The 24,864-nt window shown below is 39.2% G+C and carries 19 protein-coding genes; 10 read left to right on the top strand and 9 right to left on the bottom strand.

Annotated features, from left to right (window positions below):
* Nucleotides 1-97: 97 nt before the first annotated feature.
* The 4 genes from uvrA (at nt 98) to B4B65_RS00925 (ending at nt 7,612) form a co-directional block, all read left to right on the top strand.
* Nucleotides 98-2,902 carry an excinuclease ABC subunit UvrA gene (uvrA, locus tag B4B65_RS00940; RefSeq protein ID WP_293912541.1) on the top strand — a complete coding sequence of 935 codons (2,805 nt, stop codon included), beginning with the start codon at nt 98-100 and terminating at the stop codon, nt 2,900-2,902.
* Between the two features lie 7 nt (nt 2,903-2,909).
* Nucleotides 2,910-4,556: an alkaline phosphatase PafA gene (gene pafA, locus B4B65_RS00935; RefSeq protein WP_201681119.1), complete on the top strand. Its 1,647-nt coding sequence runs from the start codon at nt 2,910-2,912 to the stop codon at nt 4,554-4,556.
* A 63-nt stretch (nt 4,557-4,619) separates the two neighbouring features.
* Nucleotides 4,620-5,063 (top strand): RrF2 family transcriptional regulator, encoded by a 444-nt coding sequence (locus B4B65_RS00930; RefSeq protein ID WP_115170267.1) that lies wholly within the window; start codon nt 4,620-4,622, stop codon nt 5,061-5,063.
* 158 nt (nt 5,064-5,221) lie between these two features.
* Nucleotides 5,222-7,612 (top strand): TonB dependent receptor, encoded by a 2,391-nt coding sequence (locus tag B4B65_RS00925; protein WP_293912537.1) that lies wholly within the window; start codon nt 5,222-5,224, stop codon nt 7,610-7,612.
* A 147-nt stretch (nt 7,613-7,759) separates the two neighbouring features.
* On the opposite strand, the gene B4B65_RS00920 is transcribed toward B4B65_RS00925, so the two are convergent.
* The 5 genes from B4B65_RS00920 to B4B65_RS00900 all read right to left on the bottom strand — a co-directional run bounded on the left by B4B65_RS00920 (nt 7,760) and on the right by B4B65_RS00900 (nt 14,327).
* Entirely contained in the window at nt 7,760-9,061 is a 1,302-nt protein-coding gene (locus B4B65_RS00920) for a UDP-N-acetylmuramoyl-tripeptide--D-alanyl-D-alanine ligase (protein WP_293912535.1), read from the bottom strand.
* 130 nt (nt 9,062-9,191) lie between these two features.
* Complete coding sequence (locus B4B65_RS00915; RefSeq protein WP_293912533.1) at nt 9,192-10,016, bottom strand: SMP-30/gluconolactonase/LRE family protein; 825 nt, start codon at nt 10,014-10,016, stop codon at nt 9,192-9,194.
* Nucleotides 10,017-10,054: 38 nt separating this feature from the next.
* Nucleotides 10,055-10,636 carry a TIGR00730 family Rossman fold protein gene (locus B4B65_RS00910; protein ID WP_293912531.1) on the bottom strand — a complete coding sequence of 194 codons (582 nt, stop codon included), beginning with the start codon at nt 10,634-10,636 and terminating at the stop codon, nt 10,055-10,057.
* A 109-nt stretch (nt 10,637-10,745) separates the two neighbouring features.
* Nucleotides 10,746-13,538 carry a TonB-dependent receptor gene (locus tag B4B65_RS00905; RefSeq protein WP_293912529.1) on the bottom strand — a complete coding sequence of 931 codons (2,793 nt, stop codon included), beginning with the start codon at nt 13,536-13,538 and terminating at the stop codon, nt 10,746-10,748.
* 72 nt (nt 13,539-13,610) lie between these two features.
* Complete coding sequence (locus tag B4B65_RS00900) at nt 13,611-14,327, bottom strand: hypothetical protein (protein WP_293912527.1); 717 nt, start codon at nt 14,325-14,327, stop codon at nt 13,611-13,613.
* Nucleotides 14,328-14,974: 647 nt separating this feature from the next.
* Here B4B65_RS00900 and B4B65_RS00895 point away from each other — a divergent pair.
* The 5 genes from B4B65_RS00895 to B4B65_RS00875 are packed head-to-tail and all read left to right on the top strand — an operon-like array spanning nt 14,975 to nt 18,430.
* Nucleotides 14,975-16,051, top strand: coding sequence for a DUF1573 domain-containing protein (locus B4B65_RS00895; RefSeq protein WP_293912525.1), 1,077 nt, complete (start codon nt 14,975-14,977; stop codon nt 16,049-16,051).
* Nucleotides 16,052-16,080: 29 nt separating this feature from the next.
* The gene (locus B4B65_RS00890; RefSeq protein ID WP_293912523.1) at nt 16,081-16,389 is read left to right on the top strand and encodes a chitin binding peritrophin-A domain-containing protein; all 309 of its coding nucleotides are present in this window, start codon (nt 16,081-16,083) and stop codon (nt 16,387-16,389) included.
* A 40-nt stretch (nt 16,390-16,429) separates the two neighbouring features.
* On the top strand, nt 16,430-17,065 hold the full coding sequence (locus tag B4B65_RS00885; RefSeq protein WP_293912521.1) for a hypothetical protein: 636 nt from the start codon (nt 16,430-16,432) through the stop codon (nt 17,063-17,065).
* A gap of 48 nt (nt 17,066-17,113) precedes the next feature.
* On the top strand, nt 17,114-17,746 hold the full coding sequence (locus B4B65_RS00880; RefSeq protein ID WP_293912519.1) for a hypothetical protein: 633 nt from the start codon (nt 17,114-17,116) through the stop codon (nt 17,744-17,746).
* Nucleotides 17,747-17,794: 48 nt separating this feature from the next.
* Nucleotides 17,795-18,430, top strand: a complete 636-nt coding sequence (locus tag B4B65_RS00875) for a hypothetical protein (protein ID WP_293912517.1) — start codon at nt 17,795-17,797, stop codon at nt 18,428-18,430.
* A 283-nt stretch (nt 18,431-18,713) separates the two neighbouring features.
* Here the strand turns inward: B4B65_RS00875 and B4B65_RS00870 are convergent, their stop codons facing one another.
* The 3 genes from B4B65_RS00870 to B4B65_RS00860 form a co-directional block, all read right to left on the bottom strand.
* Nucleotides 18,714-21,134, bottom strand: a complete 2,421-nt coding sequence (locus B4B65_RS00870; RefSeq protein ID WP_293912515.1) for a TonB-dependent receptor domain-containing protein — start codon at nt 21,132-21,134, stop codon at nt 18,714-18,716.
* A gap of 172 nt (nt 21,135-21,306) precedes the next feature.
* Nucleotides 21,307-23,043, bottom strand: a complete 1,737-nt coding sequence (locus tag B4B65_RS00865) for a PspC domain-containing protein (protein ID WP_201681113.1) — start codon at nt 23,041-23,043, stop codon at nt 21,307-21,309.
* A 26-nt stretch (nt 23,044-23,069) separates the two neighbouring features.
* Nucleotides 23,070-23,405, bottom strand: a complete 336-nt coding sequence (locus B4B65_RS00860) for a PadR family transcriptional regulator (protein WP_115170281.1) — start codon at nt 23,403-23,405, stop codon at nt 23,070-23,072.
* Nucleotides 23,406-23,624: 219 nt separating this feature from the next.
* On the opposite strand from B4B65_RS00860, the gene B4B65_RS00855 reads away from it, so the two are divergent.
* Nucleotides 23,625-24,005: a VanZ family protein gene (locus B4B65_RS00855; RefSeq protein WP_201681112.1), complete on the top strand. Its 381-nt coding sequence runs from the start codon at nt 23,625-23,627 to the stop codon at nt 24,003-24,005.
* Between the two features lie 121 nt (nt 24,006-24,126).
* On the opposite strand, the gene B4B65_RS00850 is transcribed toward B4B65_RS00855, so the two are convergent.
* Nucleotides 24,127-24,819: a ComF family protein gene (locus tag B4B65_RS00850; RefSeq protein ID WP_293912510.1), complete on the bottom strand. Its 693-nt coding sequence runs from the start codon at nt 24,817-24,819 to the stop codon at nt 24,127-24,129.
* Nucleotides 24,820-24,864 lie beyond the last annotated feature (45 nt).

The raw sequence follows: 24,864 nt of genomic DNA, 5'->3' as shown, positions 1-24,864 counted from the left end.
TCCGTCGATCAGGGTATCATAAGATATTTTAATTCCTTAAATTTGCCATGCTGCTTTCGAAAATTCACTGAAAAACAGCGTGATAAGTCACCATTGCATGCAAGATTCTGAAAAAAACAGCCCTAAAACTCATATACTTATAAAAGGAGCACGAGTCAATAACCTCAAAAACATTGATGTCAGTCTTCCGAAAAACAAACTTGTAGTTATTACCGGAATGTCCGGTTCGGGAAAGTCTTCTTTAGCCTTTGACACCCTCTATGCAGAGGGACAACGCCGTTATGTAGAAAGCCTTTCTTCCTATGCCCGTCAGTTTATGGGCCGGATGAATAAACCTGAAGTAGATTATATAAAAGGTATAGCGCCGGCTATTGCTATTGAACAGCGTGTCATTACCAGCAATCCAAGATCTACCGTAGGAACATCTACAGAAATCTATGATTATCTTAAACTCCTTTTTGCCCGTATAGGCAAGACTTTCTCTCCTGTTTCAGGAAAGGAAGTAACTAAAGATACGGTATCAAGCGTTGTAGACTTTATTTCGAAAGCACAGGATGAGGCTACAGTTACCATATTTGCTCCCTTAATCCCGCTGAACAACAGAAAACTAAAGGAGGAGCTCTCTTTACTCTTACAAAAAGGCTTTGTCCGCGTGTGGTATCAGGACAAGATGCAAAAGATAGAGCAGCTTATAGATGATAAAAATGTGGCGAACAAATCCTTCAAAGATGATGAGGTACAAATTGTTATTGATCGCATCCGGTTAGATCAGGAGGAAGAAACCATCAGTCGTCTGGCAGATTCTGTGCAAACTGCTTTTTTCGAAGGAAAAGGAGTCTGTACTGTTGATATAGATGGTGCTAAGCATTTTTTCTCTGATAGATTTGAGCTGGATGGTATTACATTTGAAGAACCCACTCCCAATTTTTTCAGTTTCAATAATCCATATGGAGCCTGTCGCCGTTGCGAAGGTTACGGAAAAATCATAGGCATAGATCCGGATCTGGTGATTCCTGATAAGAGTCGCTCGGTATATGATGGTGCTATCGCACCATGGCGCGGCGAAAAGATGGGAGAATGGTTGCAGGTTCTTATCAAATCTGCACTCAAATTCGATTTTCCGATACACCGTGCATATGGGGATCTGACACCTGAGCAGCAAGAATTGCTGTGGACAGGAAACTCTTATTTCCGAGGATTGAATGAGTTCTTTCAGGAACTGGAAGAGCAAACTTACAAAATCCAGTATCGTGTCATGCTATCCCGCTATCGGGGCAAAACAGATTGTCCGGATTGTAAAGGGTCTCGTCTGCGTAAAGATGCAACCTATGTCAAAGTCGCTGATCGTTCGATCACCGACATTGTACTGTTACCATTAGATCAGGCGCTCACTTTTTTCCGGGAGATAAAACTGACAAAAAATGAAGAGATTGTCGCAAAACGGTTATTGGCAGAGATCAATAACAGACTGCAGTTTCTGTGCGATGTAGGACTGAGTTATCTGACTCTTAACCGCTTATCCAATTCTTTATCCGGTGGAGAATCTCAACGCATCAATCTGGCTACGTCACTTGGAAGCTCATTAGTGGGATCCATCTACGTTCTAGATGAACCTTCTATAGGATTACATCCCCGTGATACACAACGCCTTATCGGGGTGCTGAAATCACTACGCGACATTGGAAATACGGTGATCGTAGTGGAGCATGAACAGGAAATGATGGAAGCTGCGGACTACCTTATTGATATCGGTCCTGAAGCCGGTATTAACGGGGGAGAATTAGTATTTGCAGGTACCTACTCTCAGATCCTGAAGGATAAAAAGAGTCTGACAGGCCAGTATCTGAGTGGAACTGAGCAAATTGATATTCCAGCCAAAAGAAGAAAATGGCATGATAGCATCAAAATTAAAGGTGCTCGAGAAAATAACCTCAAAGGCATAGATGTTGCCTTCCCTCTCAATGTATTTACCGTTGTTTCCGGGGTGTCCGGTTCGGGAAAAACCTCTTTAGTGAAAAGAATCTTATTTCCTGCTCTCCAAAAAGCGATAGGTAATTATTCCGGAGAGCAAACAGGTATCTTCGACGCTATTGAAGGCGATATTAACAGTATAGAGCAAGTGGAAATGGTCGATCAGAATCCGATAGGCCGGTCCTCCCGATCTAATCCGGTGACGTATGTAAAAGCCTGGGATGAAATCCGTGCCCTGTACGCCAATCTTCCGGTTGCAAAAGCGGGAGGCTTAAAACCTGCTGCATTTTCATTTAACGTGGAAGGCGGACGCTGTGATGTCTGCCAGGGCGAGGGAGAAGTAAAAATCGAAATGCAATTTATGGCGGATATTGTGTTGCCATGTGAAGCATGCGGAGGCAAACGATTCAAACCACATGTCCTGGATGTACAGTTTAAGGACAAAAATGTATCTGATATATTAAGCCTGAGCGTAGATGAAGCCCTTGAATTTTTCAAGGATCAGGCTAAAATTATTTCCAAACTACAACCTCTGCAGGATGTAGGTCTGGGCTATGTAAAACTGGGGCAGTCTTCCAGTACCTTGTCCGGAGGAGAAGCACAGCGAATCAAACTTGCCTCCTTCCTGATCAAAGGGAACAACAGTAAAAAGACCCTTTTTATTTTTGACGAACCGACTACAGGTCTGCATTTTCATGATATCAAAAAATTACTGAAATCTTTCGATGCTTTGATCGCTTTAGGAAACAGTATCCTGGTGATCGAGCACAATATGGAGATGATCAAATCTGCGGACTGGGTTATCGACATTGGTCCTGAAGGAGGAAATAAAGGCGGACAACTGGTTTTTGAAGGAACTCCGGATGAACTCACCAAATGCAAGGAATCTTACACAGGACAATACCTAAAGAATCATTTAAACAACAATTAATATTACTATGAAGCTAAAAAAAGTACTAATATTAGCCACTGTCGGAATACTGGGATTGACTGCCCAGGCACAAAATCAACCTGAACGCCCAAAACTGGTGGTCGGGTTAATGGTAGACCAGATGCGCTGGGATTATCTTTACCGCTTTGCTGACCGCTACGGTAAAGGAGGTTTCAAAAGACTGTTAGATGACGGCTTTACCTGCCAGAATACATATATTAATTATATCCCTACTTATACTGCTATCGGGCACAGTTCGGTTTACACCGGAAGTGTACCGTCTATTCACGGTATAGCAGGAAACGACTGGATCATGGAACAGACCGGAGAATCTATGTACTGTACACAAGATACAAGTGTTACAGGTGTAGGAACTACTGAAAAAGAAGGAAAACAGTCTCCACGCAATCTGTTAACATCTACGGTGACAGATCAATTGCGCCTGGCTTCTAATTTCAAGTCAAAAGTAATCGGTATTGCTCTCAAAGACAGAGGAGGAATTTTGCCTGCCGGTCATTTTGCAAATGCAGCTTATTGGTTTGAAAGCAAGTCAGGTAACTGGATCAGCAGTAATTTCTATATGGATCAACTGCCAAAATGGGTACAGGATTTTAACAACAAGAAACTAGCCGATAAATATCTGAAACAAGACTGGAATACACTTTATGATATTTCAACCTATACTTCCAGTATTGCTGATGACAATGTATACGAAGGAAAATGGGCAGGCGAGGATAAACCAACATTTCCTCACCTTACTTCCAAGCTGATGAAGGATGAAGGTTATGAGCTGATCAAAACAACTCCATATGGCAACCAGTTGACTCTGGATCTGGCAAAAGCAGCTATAGAGAATGAAAAAATGGGAAATAATCCGACAAAAAACACGGATTTCCTTTGTGTAAGCCTTTCATCCACAGATTATGTAGGTCACCGCTATTCTTTATCTGCTATTGAAATTGAAGATACTTACCTGCGTCTGGATCAACAGCTGGAAGAGTTTTTCAATTATCTGGATAAAACAGTAGGACAGGGTAACTATACTTTATTCCTGACAGCAGATCATGGTGCATCCTATAACTCCCGCTATTTTATGGATATGAAAGGAAATGGAGGTTATTTCTTTTCCCGTCAGGTAATGAAAGATCTGGATGAAGCATTGAATGCAAAATTCGGAGTTACCAAGCTGGTTAAAAGTCTGATGAACTATCAGGTTCACCTGAATTACCCGCTAATCGAAAAATCCAATCTGGATGTCGATAAAGTAAAAGAAGAGATTATCAAAGTATTGAAAAAAGAAGAAGGAGTAGCCTATGTAGTAGATGTGGAAAAAGGAGACAATATGGCGATTCCGCAACCTATTCGTGAGCGCATCATCAACGGGTACAACATGAAAAGAAGCGGAGTTATCCAGATTGTACTGGAACCGCAATGGTATGACGGATCTCCGCGCTCTACAGGAACCACGCACGGCACATGGACACCTTATGATTCCCATATTCCGTTGATATTTATGGGATGGGGCATCAAACCGGGTGTTTCAAACAGAGTGGTTAATATGACAGATATTGCGCCGACTATTTCTTCTTTACTGCATATTACTGAACCGAACGGCAATATTGGTAAGCCGATACTGGAGGTATTAGGTCAATAAAACCATCATATGAAAATCGCAATTAATTTGCTTATTTTTGTGGATTATCAATGGAGTTAAACTATGCTTTCTAAGAAAACAAAATACGCAATCAAGGCTTTGATGGTTTTGGGACGAAATTACGGGAAGGAGCCGATGCAAATTGTTAAAATAGCTGATGAAGAAAATATTCCGAAAAAGTTTTTGGAACAGATCTTATTAGAAATGCGAAACGCTGGTATCCTGTACAGTAAAAAAGGTGCTGGTGGCGGATACAGCCTTAACAAAGCTCCGGAAGATGTTTTTCTTTCACAGGTTATGCGTCTTATAGATGGACCTATTGCATTATTACCCTGCGTAAGTCTTAACTTCTATCGTTCCTGTGATGAATGTACAGAAGAACATGTCTGTGGTATACGCGATACTTTTATCGACGTCCGCAATGCTATGCTGCAGATCCTGAATGATACAAGCATCGCACATCTTATCAATAAAGAAAAAGAACTAAATCTGGATATCAGGCCTTAAGTTCTGCCGGAAAGCAAGATATAAAAAAGCACATTGCATTAACGCAATGTGCTTTTTTTGTAGTATTTCCTTTTTATTTTAACATTCGTTAACCTTATTTAACATCATGCTAATTAACAATAACTTATTTTTACTGTACATATTTGAACCGATTAATTATGAAAAATCTCTACCGGTTATTGTTAATAATCTCCTTAACTATAGGCATTTCGCAACACACATTTGCACAGATTAATATTTCCGGTAAAATCCGGAATTCCAGTGATTCTCCTGTTTCTTCGGCTGTAGTAACGTTGTATCAAGGCAAAGGTACCGGTAAAATGATCACAGCAGGAGCCACAGATGAAAATGGAGAATTCCAGCTTACGTCAGATAAGGGTTCTTATTTGCTGAAAGTTACTTTTTTACAAGAACTTCTTTATCAAAAAGAAATAACAGTCGAAAAACAACTTGATCTGGGCCTGATTACAGTCGAAAAAGATGGTAAATCTAAAGAGCTGGCTGAAGTAGAGATCAGAAAGTACAAACCAACTGTCGTTTTCAGAAACGGGAAATTAGAATTCAGTCCCAGTGTAGTTGAAACGGGTTCGGTACTGGAAATCATGAAGATTGCTCCTACCGTGCAGATACAGGAAGAACAGATCAATCTGCTTGGGAAAACGGGAACAGAAATTCGCATAAACGGCAGAAAAATACATATGAGCGGAGAACAACTGACTTCTTATCTTGCCACTCTTTCAGCTAACATGCTCGAAAAGCTCGAGATAGTACACAATCCGGGAGCAGAATATGATGCGGATGCCAGAGGAGGAGTTATCAATATTGTATTGAAAGAGTTAAAAGAAAAGGGAATTAATGCCTCCACCTATGTAACCCAGACAAAGTCCAAATATGCAAACACTTCATTAGGAGGTAATTTTAATATGTTAACCGGAAAGTGGCAGACCTGGGGATCTGTGGGAGTAGATAAAGGAAAAAACTGGACTTACGGCACCAATGACATTTTCTATACTTCGGGACTATGGCAGGACAAAAATGAACAGACAACCCAGCAAAAAAGTCTGTCCGCTACTGCCGGAATCGAGTTTGTACCGGATTCCAGCAATGCCATCAATGCTTCTTTTTCTTATTATAAAGGCCCTTCGACAGGAGAAGAATATAATCAGTCCTTTATATACAATGTCAAGAAGATACTGGATTCGACACTACGAACTACAGGAACGAATCCTCAGGATTACAGCAACTTTTCCTATAATGTGAATTACGTACATACATTCGGAAAGAGCAACAGAAAACTAACATTTGATTATGCGCAGGTATCTACCTTGTTTGACAGAGAGCAGGATTTCACCAACTCGGTCGTCAAAGAGGGAAACGACACACAAAGGCAACGCTTCTTTTCCGGAAACAATCAGAATGTGGCCGTACAGACAGCTAATCTTGCCGTGGATCTTCCTAACAAAATTGTAAATCTGAACGTAGGAGGCAAACTTATCTTCAACAAAAATCAGAATGAGACTTCGTTTTATGAGTTTGTAAATAATAACTGGGATGCGAGTGAAGATAAGTTTGACAATTTCAAGTATAAGGAACGTATTCAGGCCCTTTATTTTCAGGGAAATAAAACTATAGGCAAGTGGGAATTGCAGGGAGGACTTCGTATGGAAGCTACCCAAACAGAAGGCAGCAGCATTACGAATGAACAGATCACAAAAAGGAATTACACGAAATTCTTTCCCTCTTTCAGTGCATCATTCAATAAAGATGAGAACAATACGTTTAATCTGTCTTATGGCAAAAAGATTCAGCGACCTGAATTTTCATGGGTCAATCCGTTTGCCTGGTATACCAATGCATACGAATATTCTCACGGAAATCCTTCCCTGCAACCGTATTTCAGTAATGATCTGACCTTTATGTATGTACTCAAACAAAAGTGGACATTTTATGCAAGCTATTATTCTGCACGTGATATTTATGCGGAATACATGAAAATCGATACGACAACCGGACAGCGTGAAAGCAGAGTGGACAATTTTGTGAATCAGGATATTCTCAGTCTGTACGCAAGTACTGATTTCAATCTGTGGAAAAAATGGAAAATGTCTCCTGAGTTAGCTTTTCAGGCACATAAAAGAGGTTCAGACCTGGCATTGATTGATGATACTAGCGGCTTTAACGTAACTGCCGGTCTATACCAACAGATTCAGGTATTGCCAGACAACAAACTGGTGCTGACTTTAAATTCATCTTACAGTTCGCCCAGCAATGCCAGTGTATTGGAAACCAAAGCCAGATTTGTACAGCATGCAGGCATCACCTACCAGGCTGTTAAAGATACACTGCAAATTTCTATCAACGGCAATGATCTGTTCAAATCCGGAGCTTTCCAGTATGATGCATATGTTAATGATATTCGCCGCACACGGTACAAATATTCCAATAGCCAACAGGTCAGCATGACGGTCCGTTATAATTTCAAAAAAGGTAAAAAAAGAGAAATAAATAGATCTAATGCAAATGATGATGAAATGCGTCGGGCAGGATAAAACAAAAGCGGCCGGAAATATTTTCGGCCGCTTTTTTTTTTTTCTGCCCGCCCCGTTTCTTTTTCCTTTTTTTTTTATTTTTTTTTTTTTTTTTTTTTTTTAAAAATAATAAAAAAATAAAAAAAAAAAANNCCGCCCGCTTTTGTTTTATAATACATCCATCAGATGTTCAAATGCCATTCCTCTGGAAGCTTTTAACAGAATTGTACTATTGATTACCGGCCGGTCAATCAAAGCTTGCTTAGCCTCTTCCGAGGTTTCATAAAATTCCGCTTCAAGATAGGCTTGCTTTTTGAATGCCTTTCCGACAAAAATCAAACGGTCAGCTCCGATAGATTTTGCCCGTTGCACCACCTTTTCATGTTCTGCATCAGACTCATCCCCCATCTCAAACATATCCCCCAATATGATCACCTTGCGGGAAGCATCAATGACTTCAATATTATCCAGTGCCGCAGCCATACTGCTTGCATTTGCATTATAATAATCAGCTATAATGGTATTATGCTCTGTCTTTGTCACCTGTGAGCGGTTATTTTTAGGGACATAACGCTCAATTCCGGTATTAATTTGCTCAGCACTGACACCAAAGTATAATCCTACAGCTATTGCTGCCAAAAAATTCTCTGTGTTATATGATCCTGTCAATTGTGTGTGGACGGTATAGGAATCAGACTTATCCTTTTCCTTCCATTCAATCTGCAGGAGCGGATCCGCCTTTAGCAATTTCCCGATTACATCGTTGGTTTCAGCAAATCCGTAGGTAACTACTTCACTTATTTTACGTGTGGCAGCCATTTCATTCAGATGCGGGTTGTCTGCCTGAAGAAACAACGTACCATTGTGGTTCTGTAAATAGTCATACAATTCACCTTTTGTTTTCTTCACCCCCTCAAATGAACCAAATCCTTCCAGATGTGCCTTTCCTACATTTGAGATCAGACCATGTGTTGGTTCCGCAATAGTACACAAGAAAGCAATTTCTTTGAGGTGATTTGCACCCATCTCTATTACTGCAATTTGTATGCTCGAATCAATAGATAATAAAGTCAGTGGAACTCCGATATGGTTATTAAGATTTCCCTTTGTTGCATACGTCTTAAATTTCTGCGACAAGGTAGCATGTAACAGTTCTTTCGTGGTCGTCTTGCCATTTGTTCCTGTCACACCGATAACAGGAATACTCAATGTTTTACGATGATGATTAGCGAGCTGCTGTAGGCTTTCCAAAACATCATCTACCAAAATATAACGTCCGTCTTTAGCATATGGTGCTTCATCAATAATCACATAGCTCGCACCGGTTTGTAAGGCTTGATCAGCAAAGCTGTTTCCATTGAAATTAGACCCTTTAAGCGCAAAAAACAAACTTCCCGGCAAAATATTACGGGTATCTGTAGATACATATGGATGTTGTAAATATAAATCGTATAGCGCTTCAATAGTCATGATCAAGAATTTGTTTCACAAACTTAGATAAACTTGCAACTATATGCAAGAGTCTGTCGACGGTTAACAAATATGAGCAAGATTCTTCCTTATAAAATCAAACCATATGCTCCGTAAAATCTGGAAAATATTATTGTAATTGATACGCAATCACGCTATTGCCATTAAAAGTAGGGATATACACGATTTTTTTCTTTGCATCATAACCAAGATCGGCAGTATTAAACTCTCCTTCAACATCTAAGAGTTTCTCAAAATTTCCATCTGCCTTTACATAATACACCACACCCGGCCAACAGGTAACAATATAATCCCCGTTACCTACAGCTTCTATTCCATCCCCGCCATGCTCAAATCCTTCTGCCAGAATCTGCTTTTCTTTCGTTTGTGCATGTACACTCCACAATTCCGGACCGGCAAGTACCAAAAGGTTATCCCCAACCACCAAAAGCCCGTTCGCACTTTCTGCATCCTCCAGAAAAACCTCAGGTTTGTGGTTAATCAGTTTAAACACTTTTCCTAAACGCGTATCAGAAACATATACTGTCCCTTTAGCGTCAATTGCTATATCGTTTAAAAAAGTAGCATCGGGGACTTCAATCTTCTCCAACACTTTACCGCTTTTGGCATCCACCACTACGACATGGTCTATATCCGCTACATAAAGTTTGTTCTTATACAATCCTAATCCTTTAGGTGCATTCATTCCGGTAGCCCAATCTTTCTCTTTTACTGTCCCATCTGTATTTAATAGGGCAACACCTCCTTTTCCGTCTCTTTCCATTCCTCCTCCGTCAATTAATGACACATACAATTGTTTGTCAGGTACTGCAAGAACAGATTCCGGAACAGGCATTTCTTCTTGTGTACGCCAGATTTCTTTTAATTGATGTTGTGCCTCTGCCATTGTAATGCACAGAAAGGAAAGGGAAAGACTTAGAATTGTGTTTTTCATAATATAAAGAGCTTATATTCTTAAAGATACGAAAAAAATTAATTCCCGTCTTTCGTCAGCCATTTCGGTCGTTGCGGAGCCTGATAGTTTTTCATCTTTTCCAGCAGATCTTCGATATTATCACTAACCAATAACATATCCCTGTTTTCTGCAGAGAGCAATCCTGATTCTACCATGTGATTTACAAAAAGGATAAGATGATCGTAAAATCCATTAACGTTTAACAGTCCTATAGGTTTGGAATGCAGCCCCAACTGTCCCCATGTAATCATCTCGAACAGTTCTTCCATTGTACCAAAGCCTCCGGGCAGCGTAATCACGCCATCACTAAGGTCATTCATCATCTGCTTCCGTTCATGCATGCTTTCCACTACATGCAGCTGAGTCACTCCTTTATGCCCGATCTCTTTGCTATTCAGAAAATGAGGAATCACACCGATCACCTCACCTCCCTGAGCCAAAGCGCCATTTGCCACAGCACCCATTAACCCTACATGACCACCTCCGTACACAATACGTAGACCTTCGTCGGCTAATTTTTGCCCTGCGAAATAGGCACTGTTCATATAAACTTCATCAAATCCCGGACTTGACGCACAAAATATAGCCACACTCTTCATAGTTTTAAAGATAATGATAATCCCAAAACATTCAGATTTTGCATGTATAAAAAAACCGTAAGTGCATTTCAGTATCAGATAGTAAAATACAGGCTCATACAGTCTCTCTTTACTCAATAAAGCTACCGTCTCCCTTTCGACCCTTTCCCTTATCGTATCTACTCTTACCGAATAATTCCGGACGATAAGAAAACTGGAGTAAAAAATACCTGCTATTGGTATTAGTTACCATATTATTATATCCCAGATTACTGCTTACATAGTTTGTAACTGCATTTTCACGCGTGGCATCCATTATAACAAAACTCAATATTCCATTTTTCTTCGGGAACAACCTCTTCTCAATATTTGCATTGATTACAAAAGGAGATTTGTTCGTCATCAGGTTGGTAGTGTTATATACAGCCTGCGAAAGATCAACATTTACCGCCCAGTCTTTAGGCAAATAAACTCCCAATTTCATATTGGCGAAGAAACTGTTGCTGTACGTGCTGCCATTAGTAGCAATCAGTGTATTTTTATCCCGCAGACCCTCGTACTTAATTTCCGGCGCTATATCTATCCATTTTACAGGATTGTATAAAACAGAGACATGATATGTCTGGCTAAGTGATCTGCGTCCTTCTACCTTACCATTTGCCATATACGGATTGTCACTTTGCATAACATTCCCTGTCAGCTTCAGCGTAGAATTGAGTTTATTTAAAAACTTGCTTATCGTCAGATGACTCTGAATCTGGTTTCCACCGGCCATATTCACATAGCTACTTTCCGTAATCAGTATATTCTTGTCCGCTATAATCCGCGCGGTGCGATTTGACGTTATGATTTTTTCGTTTTTGGCATACATCCCCAACAGGGAAATGCTTAATCTCATTTTGCGGAGGAAGATCTCGTACCTGATGTCGGCGGCATTTCGTATCGTATTTTCCAGCTTTGGATTACCGACCTGCACATCATACGCAGTCAGGTAATATACTGTAGGATTGAGCATAGTGACCGCCGGCTGTGACACGCTTCTGCTGAGACCAATATTCAGACTTCCTGTTTTATTATTTCTGAAACCTACAGTAAAACGTGGTGTAAACAAAAAATCACTGCGTTTAATGGACTGTCCGTTTTGTGTTATTTTTCCGGCAAGTGACTGAAAAGACCCTCCCAGTGAGGGAGACAGAAAAACACCATTTTTAAAAGATACCTCGGGTTCGATAGCAATGGGGATTCCAACATTGGTTTCGGACTGATAATTACTCAATCCCGGATTATAGACCTCTATACCCTGACCATCAATCAAATAGGAACGAATATTTCGTAACGCATATTTATGTTGCACACCCAGATTGAACTGATATTTGATCAGATCACTTTTTTTCCAGATCAGCGAGTTGGTCAGGTTGGTCGACCAGTTACTATTGTTTTGCGGACGTGTTTGATATACCGAGCTATCCGCCTGAGTGAGGTCTGACGGATTATTGTATATATCATTCTTACTGGTTTCATCCTTTCTTTCGGTATTTAAGGAGCTGTAAAGCCCCGTCCGCAAGATTAGCTTTTTTGTTGCCTGATATTCATTCCTTACGTTTAGATTATACTTTAACGCATTTCCCTTTTCGTCTTTTTCCAGCAATTCGAGCCCCTTTACAAGACCGGATCGCAGCCCCCGTTCCACACTGTTTCTGTCAAAGACAGTATAACTTAAATTCAGTGCGCCACTCATATTCAACCCAGCATTTCCCTTATTCATATCGAACATCGTTACCAGTTCGTGATGCTGATTGCGTTGTTTTTGGGATTGCAGATTATCCACAGCAATATTACCTTGTTCATAGTAGGTTTCACTACGGCGTTCTGTTCCTTTTTTGATATTATCCAGTTTGAAGTCGTAGGTGGGTGTCAGATTGAATTTACCGATTGCCAGGTTCTGACTTATTCCGGCAAATGTATTTGCTGCGCAACCATAAGATTCTGTTTGCCTGCTTTCCCGGATTGTAACGTTTGTTGTCATTCCCGAAATGGATCCGGGTACAGCATCAGATTTGATACCCAGCGGTCGTTGTGAATAGCCCAGCTTGTAACTTCGCTGATCTTTTCCGTCTATAGTCCTGAGTCCGGCTTGTCCTTTATAACGGTCTTGCGTTCCTCCTTCGAGACTTATATCGTACATCTTTCCGGCCGATTTATCTGCTTTCGTAACGACATTCAACACTTTAACACTTTGTTCAGACTTCATTCCTTTGCCCATCAGTCCCGATTCGTCCCGGTCAATAATCTGAATACGCTCTACGATATCGGCGGGTAACTCTTTCATGATTTCACGAACAGAACCTTTAAAATATGTCTGATTATTGAACAAAGCCTTTACGACCTGTTGTCCGTTATAATATACGCTGCCATCCGGATCAATAGTGATGCCTTCCATCCTGCGCAACAAATCTTCCAGCCGGGCATAGTCCCGTACAATATAATCTTTGGCCCAAAACTCTGTAGTATCCCCTTTTAGCAAAGGCCCCCGAAGTCCGGAAATGGTCACTTCCTTCAGCTGCTCTTCTTTGATACCCAGCCGTATAGGAGGAATATTAAGCTGTGGCTTTATATCACTGTTAAAATATTTTCGGTTATAAGGTTTATGTCCTGTTGCCCGGATACTCAAAAGAAATTCTGCAGATTTCACTTCTTTAAATCCATAAAAACCAAACTTATTGGTTGCAGTCATTAAGCTGTCTTTGCCGGAGACCAGACTGACAGTAGCACCTTCGATCGGTTTATCCAGAGAGTCCCGCAGCAGACCGGAGACATTTCTCACAGGCAGTGCCGTTGTTTTGGTCTGCGCATCAGCAGTATAAATACCACAAAACAATGTCAAAACAAAAAAACAGAGATTAAGAATAGTATCTTTTTCCATTATTTACATAGAAAGAATATGGATGAAAGGAAACCAGAATTGTAAAAAAATTGAGTATTTTTCATCTTGAATTTAATTTAGGTCGCTTAACATTATGTTTCTTGTAAATTCAGTATAAAACATCCTTTCATACAGTTTACGGGTTTCTATAACCTCATTTAGTTGCTGTACACTAAACAGATTTCTTCTGATGACATCCGACTCTCCTTTTAACGCGATGTCTCCTCCGCGTAATCTTATCTTGAAGTAAATGTTATTTCCAAAGTTCTTTTCCAATAATTCCAGCGGTATCTGTATTTCACTATCAAACACACTTTTGAAATCATTTTTAGGATTATAAGGAATAATTCCCTCTTTTGGCATATTATCTTCATAGGTACATTCTACCAGAATTCCATAGTCATTGTACTTGGGCAAGACCTGATTCCTGATAGGACCACAATTATCTATTTCCAAATACTCCAAAACATTTGAGGTCAACTGTTCAAATTTTTGCCACGAAGTGAGGTGTGCATATGAAATTATAAATGACGTAGAATCTGTTTCTTTTTTATCAAAAAACAACTGTACTCCTCCCCCCGACATGACTTTCCCACCGTTATAGTCTTTCAGGATTCGTATGTACAGAAAATCGTTATCCCGCTGAAATGCGTAGTGGAGTTTATTTCGTTCGTCATACTGAAATTTCACTCCTTTCCAGTCATCAAATTTTCCATCAATCACGATTTGTGCATGCGCGGTAATAAAAAAAAGTACTTTTATAAAAAAAATTAAAATCAGTTGTTTCATAAAGCCGTTACAAAAGATTTCTGAATATGATAAATTACTTTTTGGTGTTAGCTAAAACAGTTCTTCCAGAATGTATTTGATTTTTTCTTGTTCTAACAAGACTTTGGTTTATGCAAACGAGAAAAAACTGTAACCTCATAATATTAAACCTATGCTCCAATAGGATTATCGCACGAGTTCAGAGTACACTTGAAACATTTTATCCGGCAGTGCTGGAATTTTGATCTGCAGTCAGTCCCATTCTTAAATTTTTTTAAAAATGATTATTAAAATGCCGACACAAAACAATTATATTCACAGAACACAAACACCTTTCTGTAAAGTAACAAATTTTTATACCAAAAAACAAAAAAACACCTGTTTCATATTCCGGCTAAAGCATTCTGTAATCTAAACAGAACACCGAATGATATACCCTTCAAATAAAGATCAAAATAGGATAAACAACGTGTTTTTAGAGAATCAGACCACATTTCTAACTTTCGCAGGCATAGCTTGCATATATACTTAGTCAAAATATAATGTACTTATTTGATAAAACCTAAAATTACACAGCATTAACAAATATCACAACAATGTAAAAAATTAAATCTTGGCGAGAAATTTATTATTAATTTACTTATTTTTCGGGAAAATTATTTACCCAAATGCTTAGTGCCCGAGTCGCCATATTTGTTTTTATTCCTACAATTTTATTGTTTGTTACAGCATGCTTCAATAGCAAGGACGATAAAGTTAAAAAATATGAATTCGACGACAACCAGAAAATAGAACAACTTCTTATTGAAAACACAAAAGCAAAAAATTTTTTAGTATTAATATTAACCGTTCCTAAGTGCCAGTTATGCTTCAGTATAAAAAACATCACAACTCGTACGTCCGGATTACCTCCTAATGTAATTTTCAGATCTGTTGATGTCAACAAACCAAGCAACAAGTGGATAAGTCAATTGATAAGAGATTATTCATTCCCTACAACTTTAATCTTTACACCAGAAAACAAATTAACAGCCTATATTAAGGGTGCTAATATCCCTAACATCAAAGAGGGGTTCCAGAAAGCTTTTAACGGAAGTACCTATTATTTCGATGCAGAGTCTCCTTTTTTGAATACATATACAATAGCCGGAGAGGACAGCCAGTCTTTCAAACTGAATTTTCTGGACAATCTCATTTCGGCCTACATGGCATTGCAACAGAAGAAAAAGCCAAACGAAAAGCTAGTAAATACATTAAAAACCAACAGTACAAACTATCCGTACTTTTTCAATACATACCTCCTTTATAAATTGTCCGGTGACAGAAACCGGGCGAATGACCTGATCTACAGCTATAATGATAATATCGATCAGTTTCTGTACAGCACGCTGAAGAAAGAGGTTGCTACTCTGGAAGATCCTAATAGTATGTCGATAGCCCCCAGAATCTCACTGCGCAAGGATTCTCTAAACTTTGGAACACGCAGAAGCGGTGAATCAGGGATTGTAGATATCCATATCCGAAATACAGGAAAAAGTACACTCCAACTAACAGATATAGCCCCCTCCTGCAACTGTCTGCGTATAAAATGGGATAAAAAGACAGACCTTGCGCCGGGTGAAGAAACCAATATCGAAACCACATACCACCTGGACAACAAAGGTGCATTCGAACATAAAGTATTTATTTTCTCGAATGCCATGGAGGCTCCGAAAGAGTTTACAATAACCGGAATCGTAAATTAACAATATAACTAACCTTAAATTTTAAAATTATGAAAGCAACAATTATTATGTTAACCCTGATTCTGATGAATCTTTGTTATCTTAATCCGGCAAAGGCACAAGGTGGCTGGACAATTGATATTAACGTGGACATATGTCGTGAAGTTGGAATTGATGACGGCTTCTATCCCAATTTTTCGGATTGCAGATGGTTTTATAGGTGTGATCAGGGAAATACATATGCAATTCAATGTCCTGCACCATTGATATGGGATGTAAGAACCAATACCTGTTCATGGCCCTTCTCATCTTTTAATGTTGCCTTGAATTGTCCTTATCCGAGAGCAGGAGACTTGTAGATGAGAATATATATGAACAGCCTTTAAATATTCTAAGCACATGAAATTATTCCACCTTACTTTTTTGATCCTTCTGATACCGCTGGCCATAAAAGCGCAAACATCTCCTACTGAAGGCATGCAATATGATCCGGAGAATGCGCTTTACTGGAAAATATCCAACGACAGCGAAAATCTCTATATAAGGCTGTATAAGGATGAGTATGCGCAAAAAATCAGGCAGCCCGGAGGTGTGTGGTTTTTTTTCAATCCAAAAGGAGAAAGAGACACTGTAGCTGTACCCACAATACAGTATCCAATATATAAAAGACCAAGGAATCTGGAGATAATGGGTGTCTATCATTTTAAAGATATACCAGATGGTGAACTGCCAAAGTACAATTCCTATGGTATATTGACGGAAGGAAAATTGGAAGAGAAAAAAGGAACCTCTACTTGGAGCAAAGATCATTTGATTTTTTTCTCTTATATCACTGTACCCTTGCAATATATCCGGACAAATGGCTCTAAGCTGGCTATACAAATCCTGCTCAAGGGAGTGCGGAAAGTTCCGCTTCCAGAGGGTACGGTATCCCCCATACTGATTTCCACAGTAATGGGATCGCAGGACGTAAAGGATATGCTGTATGCAACAGACATCTGGACACATTGCTGGATAGATTATGAAATAAGGTAAGGGTAACAATATGCTGTTGGTATATACAGATTTTTCAATTCTAAGCACATGAAATTATTTCACCTTACTTTTTTAACCCTTCTGATACCGCTGACCATAAAAGCGCAGACATCTCCTACTCGGGGTATGCAATATGATCCGGAAAATGCACTCTACTGGAAAATATCCAACGACAGCGAAAATCTCTATATACAGTTGTATAAAAACGAGTATGCACATAAAATCAATCAGCCTGGAGGTGTCTGGTTTTTTTTCAATCCAAAGGGACAAAGGGATACTGTAGCTGTACCTGCGCTGCAGTATCCTATATATAAACAACCAATGAATCTGGATGTGATGGCTGTCTATCATTTTAAAGATATAACCAATGGTGAACTGCCAAAGTACAATGCCTACGGCATATTGACCGAAGGAAAACTGGAAGAGAAAGAGGGTACGTCTTTTTGGAATAAGAATCACCTTGTTTATTCTTCTTCTCTCACTATACCTCTGCAATATATCCAGACCGGCGGCTCTAAGCTGGCTATACAGATCCTGCTCAAGGGACGACGAATAGTTCCGCTTCCTCCGGGTGCTGTATCTCCCATACTTATATCCACACCAACAGAAAAGGAGGTCGATGATATGTTATATGCGACAGACATCTGGACACATTGCTGGATAGATTATGAAATAAGGTAAGGGAAACAATATGCTGTTGGTATATACAGATTTTTCAATTCTAAGCATATGAAATTATTTCGCCTTACTTTTTTAACCCTTCTGATACCGCTGACCATAAAAGCGCAGACATCTCCTACTCGGGGTATGCAATATGATCCGGAAAATGCACTCTACTGGAAAATATCCAACGACAGCGAAAATCTCTACATACAACTGTATAAGGATGAATTCGCACAAAAAGTTAAGCCCCAGGGAGGGATCAGGTTTTTTTTCAATCCAAAGGGACTGAGGGATACTGTAGCTGTACCTACGCTGCAGTACCCCATATACAAAGATCCTATGAATCTGGATGTAATGGGTGTCTATCATTTTAAAGATATACCAGATGGCGAACTGCCAAAATACAACGCCTACGGCATATTGACCGAAGGAAAATTGGAGGAAAAAAAAGGTACGTCTATTTGGAGCAAAGAGCATTTAATTTACTCCTCTTCCATCACTGTACCCTTGCAATATATCCGGACAAATGGCTCTAAGCTGACTATACAGATCCTGCTAAAAGGTATGCGTACAGTTGCGCTTCCTGCGGGCGCGGTATCTCCTATACTTATATCAACAACAACTGCCTCACAAGAGGCAAAGGAAATGTTATATGCAATAGACACGTGGACACATTGCTGGATAGATTATGAAATAAGGTAAGGGAAACAATATGCTGTTGGTATATACAAGATTTTTAGTTTTCAGACATATGAAATATGCCTGTAGTAAAGACTGCACAAACATGAATGAATATAGTTTGGATATTCCATATGACCATTGAAAACCAAATTATATGCATATGAAATAATGTAAAACTGCTTCTGAGAGACTATCAGAAACAGAGCTGTTTTAGTCCCAAAACATTCAGATTTTGCATGTATAAAAAAACCGTAAGTGCCTCGCGCGCTTACGGTCATAACTAACTAAACATTGAAACAATCTTTTATTGGGCCCGGCTTTTCTCTTCGTTACCGGTGTCCTTTTTATTGAAGTTATTTTTCAGATTTCCAAACTTATACGTGTAGGTCAATCGGACTACACGGCGATCATGTGTCTGGCGGATTCGGGTATTGAATTCACCAAAGTTTGTGGACAGATTATGATTACCTGTATTGAATATATCGTTTATGGCCAGTTTGATCAGGCTTCTTTGGTTCTTAAAGGTCTTGGTAACTCCCAGATCCAGATTCCAGCGCGATTCCAGCTTATAAATGTTATAAGAAAACGGAGACATATAGTTCACATTAGCCTCTGCAGACAACAAAGATGAGATCTTGAAAGTATTCATGGAATTTCCCTGAAACATTACCGTCTGACGGTTTAATGCGTTATTGGCAACCTCTCCTTCAAACTTCATGTAAACAGCTGTCAGGTTGTTATACATCGACCAGAATTTTGTCACCGTCACCGGGACATTCAGATTGATATAAGCCTCTTTATTTCTTCCCAGATTTTCGCGTGTTACCCAGGTTGTATTCGTTGTCGCATCCTGCCCCATACTCTCCACTATCGCATCTTTCTTGACGGTGTAGCCCATAGCGACGTTATACTTTTGCAATAAAGTATAGTTAAATTTATACTCATCTGCATATTGTGGATTCAGATACGGATTTCCTCTCTCAGATGTAAACTTATCAATGAAATAATCGAACGGATTCAGATACTTATAGTTTGGACGATTGATTCTTCTTGCATACCCAACAGATACAATATGATTGGGACTCACCGTATAGGTCAGTGTTCCGGTAGGAAACAGATCCAGATAATCACGTTTTGACCGTTTACCCATTGTTATGGAATTACCATCAGACTGAGTATATTCTGCTCTTAATCCGGTTTTTAATCCCCATTTTCCAAACTGACCTGAATAATCCACATATCCGGCAGCGATTTGTTCTTTATAGATAAAGTGATTTGTACGGGTTGTATCATTAATCCAATTATTACCCTCAAACTGCTCAAATAAAAGATCGTTATCAGATGTCACATTGGAATATTTAGCACCTACATCCAAGGTATGATTTTTATTTATAGGATGAGAATAATCTAATTTCGCAACGTAAATATCAATCCCTATAGGCATATCGCTTTGAAGCAATTCTGCTGCACCTATCAGCTGGTTATCAGGACGGAAAGTTCTGTTATCATAATCTGCTCCTTTGTTGTTTCTGAATCTGCTCCAGTCCAGATCCAATACCAGTTTACGTCCGGCAGAATCAATTTTAAATTCATTGTTAAAATTGACAGAATAGTTATTGAAACGCTCTTTGTAATCCGAAACTGATCTTACAATCGAATCTATAGGATTGTTGACAATTCGTACTTCAGTTGTACTCCAATTATCATTCAGTTCTTTATTGTTACGACCAATGAATTGCAGTACCATTGTATTCTTTGCTGATGTTTTCTGCTCTATACCAAATTTGTAACTATGCGTCTTGTCCCGTGCATCAATCTGACTAATCTGAGAAAAATTAGTATTTATTCCATTATTTGCAATAGTTCTGTCGACGTTGATATCATTGATATAGCGCTCATTGAAATAGGAATATGATGTAAACACATTTGTATTGTTCTTTTTATAATTTACAGACAAGGAAGTGTTGCCTCTGAATCTGCGTGCCTGTGCAGCTGATATATTGAAATTTCCGTTGAAGCCTTCAATTTTATTCTTCTTCAGCACGATGTTGATCGTACCCGTAGATCCTTCTGCATCGTCTTTACCTGAAGTAGCAGTAATAACTTCCACAGACTTCACCTGATTGCCATCGGTACTCTTCAATAAAGTTGCCAACTGATCTCCGGTCATATAAGTCTGACGGCCATCTATCGTCACATTGATACCACTCTGCCCCATCAGCTGAATATTGTCATTCTGATCTACACTAACACCTGGAGCTCTTTTGATAATTTCCAGCGCATTATTACCCGCAGCCAATGGTGAATCTTCTACATTCAGAATCAACTTCCCCTGTTTATTCTCGATCAGAGGCTTCTTTCCCTGTACCTCTACTTCTGCGAGTACAGTTGAAGAATTTTTAAGAATAAGATCAGCGACTCTTCTGTTCTGACCATTTATATCCGTGATTGCTGATTTTTCCTTTGCATATCCGACACTGTTTGCTTCAATGATATATTTTCCCTCCGGAACATTTACAAACTCATACTCCCCCTTTTCATTGGATACTGTGGATTTCAGAAGCAATTGTTTTTCCGCCACATACAGATACATGGTCGCCGCAGCAACAGGTTGCTGTTTTTCATCCACAATCCTTCCTTTCAGGTTGTTGTCCTGCGCCCACACATTCAGTTTCCCAACACAGAATACGGCTGTAATAATTAATAATTGTACTAGTCTTTTCATAGATTTTAAAAATAAGGCTTCCCTGTTCCGGAAAATTCTCTCCGAAATAAGCTGTCACTCCGATGTATTGATGATCAGTTTGTGCGGTTGGCCTGCTGTTGTTTACTGTTTTATATAGGTTAGACGCTAACGGGAAAGAAAAGGTTGCATTCCTTTCCCGATTTCGCTTTCTTTATTTTTTATTCTTCTCCTTCGTATCTATTCTCACACCATCTTTCCCAATATTCACCAAGGTGTCTTTTGAGTTTTTTGTTGTGATCTTGATTCCATCTTTAGAGATATTTACATTTGTTTCATCATCGCTGTGATTAATGGAGTCCTGTTCAATTGTCACCTCTTGATCTTCTGAAACTTCTTCTTTCGGTTCAATAGCACATTTCAATCCCAGATCTGTCACGTTCCACTCCGTTTCTTTCACATCCTCTTCATATCTTACTTTGCAATCGTAGTAAGAGATATCTCTTAATTTATGTTCCAAAGAGCGATCAATGATTACTTTAGATCCTACAGGCAGGTAAAGAGTTACAGTTACTTCCTGATCTCTGTACAATTCTTTCTCTCTTAATTTAAAATGACTGTCGAAATGTATGCCCAGACTATCCTGAGTTACCTGATATCTGATCTGCGAAGCACGATTGGTCGCCAGCTGATAATTTTTACCTCTTGATGAGTATTCATATTTGATATAAGGAGCTTTCAGAGAGTCTATTTTTTCAACTCTAACCCTGATATTATTTTTCAGAAAATCGCTAAGATCTCTGTCATCTATCTTGATTGTTCTTTTGGTATTGCTTTCCTCTACTTTGATCACTCTTACATCACGCTCACTCAGGTGATAAACGGCCTGTCTCTGAAGTGGCTTTTCTTCAACGATTGTACTTTCTTCCTTAAAGTCTTTCATCGTATTAACCCCATAAGAAATACTTACTCCTGTCGCCAGTAACCAAACAATAAATAAGGAAATCGATACATATTTATTCATGGAACCTTTATTGAAAAGCGCCCGTATAATACTGTAAAATATAGCGATCATAGGTATTGCGATTGCAAAAGCAGCTGCTATAAGTGCAATATAGGCCTGATTCGGTTCCATGAAATTGACCGGATACATAATTCCGTTGTCACTAAATCCGGAAATTCCGAAGGCGAAGAAAATTACAGCGATCAATAATCCCAGTAAACTCAATCCTATTGAAAAGGCGATTACCAATCCTATTGCCTTTACAAACACAGTCAAGATCTTGACGATAACATCGCCGGCCGAACGAACTCCTTGACTAAGAGAATCGCCGGCCCCCGAAAAATTTTCGCGAAACCCACTCATTTCTTCTTCAAAATTTTTCTTAAAATTCTGCAGATTCGGAGCTTCTCCTCTCATTTCCATTTTATCTGCGCGGGTGACAGCTACAGGCATAATAATCCAAAGAATCACATAAGCCAATATACCTGAACCTCCCAGAAGAACAAACAAAACAAACAGCAGACGTACCCAACGAGCTTCAAGTCCTACATAATGCCCAATCCCGCTACACACACCGCTGATAACCGTATCATCCGGATCACGCATCAGCTTTTTGCCAAAAGTAAAAGACTGGTTATTTGTATAATCCTGTTGTGTATATCCTTCACCATAAGATTCATCCGCTGTATCAAAGTCACTCACTCTTCCCATCTGAGCGATCACATCATTCACATCTTCGTTGTTAATGACTTCTTTACGCCCGCTCTCGATACGCTCGCTAAACATCTCAGCAATTCTGTTTTCGATATCTTCCAGAATCTCTTTGCTATCCTCCGATTTACCAAAATGGCGTTTGATGTCGATCATATAAGATCGGAGTGTCTCGTAGGCATCCTCTTCTATGTGGAAGACGATCCCGTTAATATTGATAATTATTGTCTTATTCATGATATATGTCTCTAATTGTTTAGTCTTTAGTTTATTCTTCCTTCAATTGATGTGGATACGGCAAATACCAGTTCCTTCCAGGTCACATCTAATTTTTCGAGAACCTGAAGACCTTCTGCTGTGATCTCATAATATTTTCTTGGAGGACCTGAAGTTGATTCCTTCCAAATATAACTCAGCAAACCATTGTTCTTAAGTCGAGTAAGTAATGGATATAGGGTACCTTCTACTACCAGTAACTGCGCCTTTTTTAGTTCGCTGATAATATCTGAGGCATATATCTCCCCTCGGGAAATAATAGAAAGGATACAGTATTCCAGAATCCCTTTCCTCATTTGTGTTTGTGTATTTTCAGCTATCATAACAATACAAAGATATATGCTTTATCCTGTACTTTGCAATACATAGTACTATAATTTATGAAAATAAATACACAATACCCTGATAATCAGCAAAATAATTTTTTGTGTTTTTTTCTAATACTGAATCAAAAGGTTAAAAAAATTATTATTCCGTTATTTTTCCCTATTTTTAAAACATGGAAGGCTGCTTAACCTTCCTTAAAATGAAAGCATATTTTAATGAGATTTTTAATAAACTATTCATGGACGATTTTGTGGTCCATAATCGTTCTTATATTGATCAGCCTTCCGTCCAATGATTTCAATGGCGTCAGTACGTTCGAAGGATTTGATAAACTTGTACACACCGGTTTCTTTTTTGTCTTTACGATCCTGTCCTACTTCGGATCGGTTTTACAGTCCAAAAGAAGAGCAACCAAGCTGAAGACAAGTATTATAATCATACTGATAGCAGTATCCTTTGCCTTTCTTACTGAAGGGATACAACTGTATCTTACAACGACAAGAAGTGCAGACTGGTGGGATATCTTTGCAGACACTGTGGGTATAGGTATGGGCGTATTTGCCTATTCATTACTCTATCATAAAAGAACAATATGAAAAGAAAATACTGGATTTTTACACTTCTGATTGTCCTCACGACAGTATGTTTTAGCTCCTGCTCTATCTTTAAGAAAGACTGTGGATGCCCGTCTGTGAATTCAGGCAAACGAAAATAATATCAGGCTCTTGCCAGGGTAGCGATAGAGACGCGTACTCCGCTGATGCCGGATAGCATACTGGCAGCGGAGGCAAGGGTCGCTCCTGTAGTCAATACATCATCGACAAGGAGTATATGTTTATCCGTCAATGCTTCTTTATTTAAAATGTCAAATATACCCTTCACATTGTCATATCGATCCAGTCTGGAATACATCGTCTGACTCGAAGTTTCTATCGTTCGTACCAGATTGACGTTGTCCAACGGTATACTCATTGACATTGCGAGTCCCCGCGCAAAATACTCCGCCTGATTATAACCTCTTTTTCGTTGACGCTTACGGTGTAAAGGAACGGGAACAACGAGATCCACATCAGCATATTCTCTGGTTCTCCTGAGGACCTCGCCATATTTTATACCCAGAAAATAACCAATTTCAGGATGTCCGTTGTATTTGAGTTGATAAAGAATACGCTCTACGCGAGTTCCTTTAGATAGAAACAACATAGCTGTCGCATTCTGAAAGTCACACTTCCCTCTTAACTGGCGGGTAGGTTCATTGTTACTGTCCAGATGAAAATAAGTCAGCGGTAAATGATACAGGCATGTTGTACATAGAAATTTTTCCTGATAGAGCAATGCTACTCCGCAGCCAAAACAACATTCCGGAAAAAATAAGGATAGAAAATCTTTCCAATAGAACGCCAGTTTCATATATTCAAGTCATTGGTTTGCTTAAAGTTAACCAATGATAATGAA

Origin of the sequence: Sphingobacterium sp. UBA5789 (assembly GCF_002418355.1) — a bacterium.
In the GTDB taxonomy this organism is placed as follows: domain Bacteria; phylum Bacteroidota; class Bacteroidia; order Sphingobacteriales; family Sphingobacteriaceae; genus Sphingobacterium.
The sequence above is the reverse complement of the archived record's forward strand: the minus strand, read 5'-3'. Positions and strand labels throughout refer to the sequence as shown.

Bases quoted from the DNA above. Each gene is read 5' to 3' on its own strand.
- uvrA (WP_293912541.1), top strand. From the start codon at position 98: ATGCAAGATTCTGAAAAAAACAGCCCTAAAACTCATATACTTATAAAA.
- pafA (WP_201681119.1), top strand. From the start codon at position 2,910: ATGAAGCTAAAAAAAGTACTAATATTAGCCACTGTCGGAATACTGGGA.
- B4B65_RS00930 (WP_115170267.1), top strand. From the start codon at position 4,620: ATGCTTTCTAAGAAAACAAAATACGCAATCAAGGCTTTGATGGTTTTG.
- B4B65_RS00925 (WP_293912537.1), top strand. From the start codon at position 5,222: ATGAAAAATCTCTACCGGTTATTGTTAATAATCTCCTTAACTATAGGC.
- B4B65_RS00920 (WP_293912535.1), bottom strand. From the start codon at position 9,061: ATGACTATTGAAGCGCTATACGATTTATATTTACAACATCCATATGTA.
- B4B65_RS00915 (WP_293912533.1), bottom strand. From the start codon at position 10,016: ATGAAAAACACAATTCTAAGTCTTTCCCTTTCCTTTCTGTGCATTACA.
- B4B65_RS00910 (WP_293912531.1), bottom strand. From the start codon at position 10,636: ATGAAGAGTGTGGCTATATTTTGTGCGTCAAGTCCGGGATTTGATGAA.
- B4B65_RS00905 (WP_293912529.1), bottom strand. From the start codon at position 13,538: ATGGAAAAAGATACTATTCTTAATCTCTGTTTTTTTGTTTTGACATTG.
- B4B65_RS00900 (WP_293912527.1), bottom strand. From the start codon at position 14,327: ATGAAACAACTGATTTTAATTTTTTTTATAAAAGTACTTTTTTTTATT.
- B4B65_RS00895 (WP_293912525.1), top strand. From the start codon at position 14,975: ATGCTTAGTGCCCGAGTCGCCATATTTGTTTTTATTCCTACAATTTTA.
- B4B65_RS00890 (WP_293912523.1), top strand. From the start codon at position 16,081: ATGAAAGCAACAATTATTATGTTAACCCTGATTCTGATGAATCTTTGT.
- B4B65_RS00885 (WP_293912521.1), top strand. From the start codon at position 16,430: ATGAAATTATTCCACCTTACTTTTTTGATCCTTCTGATACCGCTGGCC.
- B4B65_RS00880 (WP_293912519.1), top strand. From the start codon at position 17,114: ATGAAATTATTTCACCTTACTTTTTTAACCCTTCTGATACCGCTGACC.
- B4B65_RS00875 (WP_293912517.1), top strand. From the start codon at position 17,795: ATGAAATTATTTCGCCTTACTTTTTTAACCCTTCTGATACCGCTGACC.
- B4B65_RS00870 (WP_293912515.1), bottom strand. From the start codon at position 21,134: ATGAAAAGACTAGTACAATTATTAATTATTACAGCCGTATTCTGTGTT.
- B4B65_RS00865 (WP_201681113.1), bottom strand. From the start codon at position 23,043: ATGAATAAGACAATAATTATCAATATTAACGGGATCGTCTTCCACATA.
- B4B65_RS00860 (WP_115170281.1), bottom strand. From the start codon at position 23,405: ATGATAGCTGAAAATACACAAACACAAATGAGGAAAGGGATTCTGGAA.
- B4B65_RS00855 (WP_201681112.1), top strand. From the start codon at position 23,625: ATGAGATTTTTAATAAACTATTCATGGACGATTTTGTGGTCCATAATC.
- B4B65_RS00850 (WP_293912510.1), bottom strand. From the start codon at position 24,819: ATGAAACTGGCGTTCTATTGGAAAGATTTTCTATCCTTATTTTTTCCG.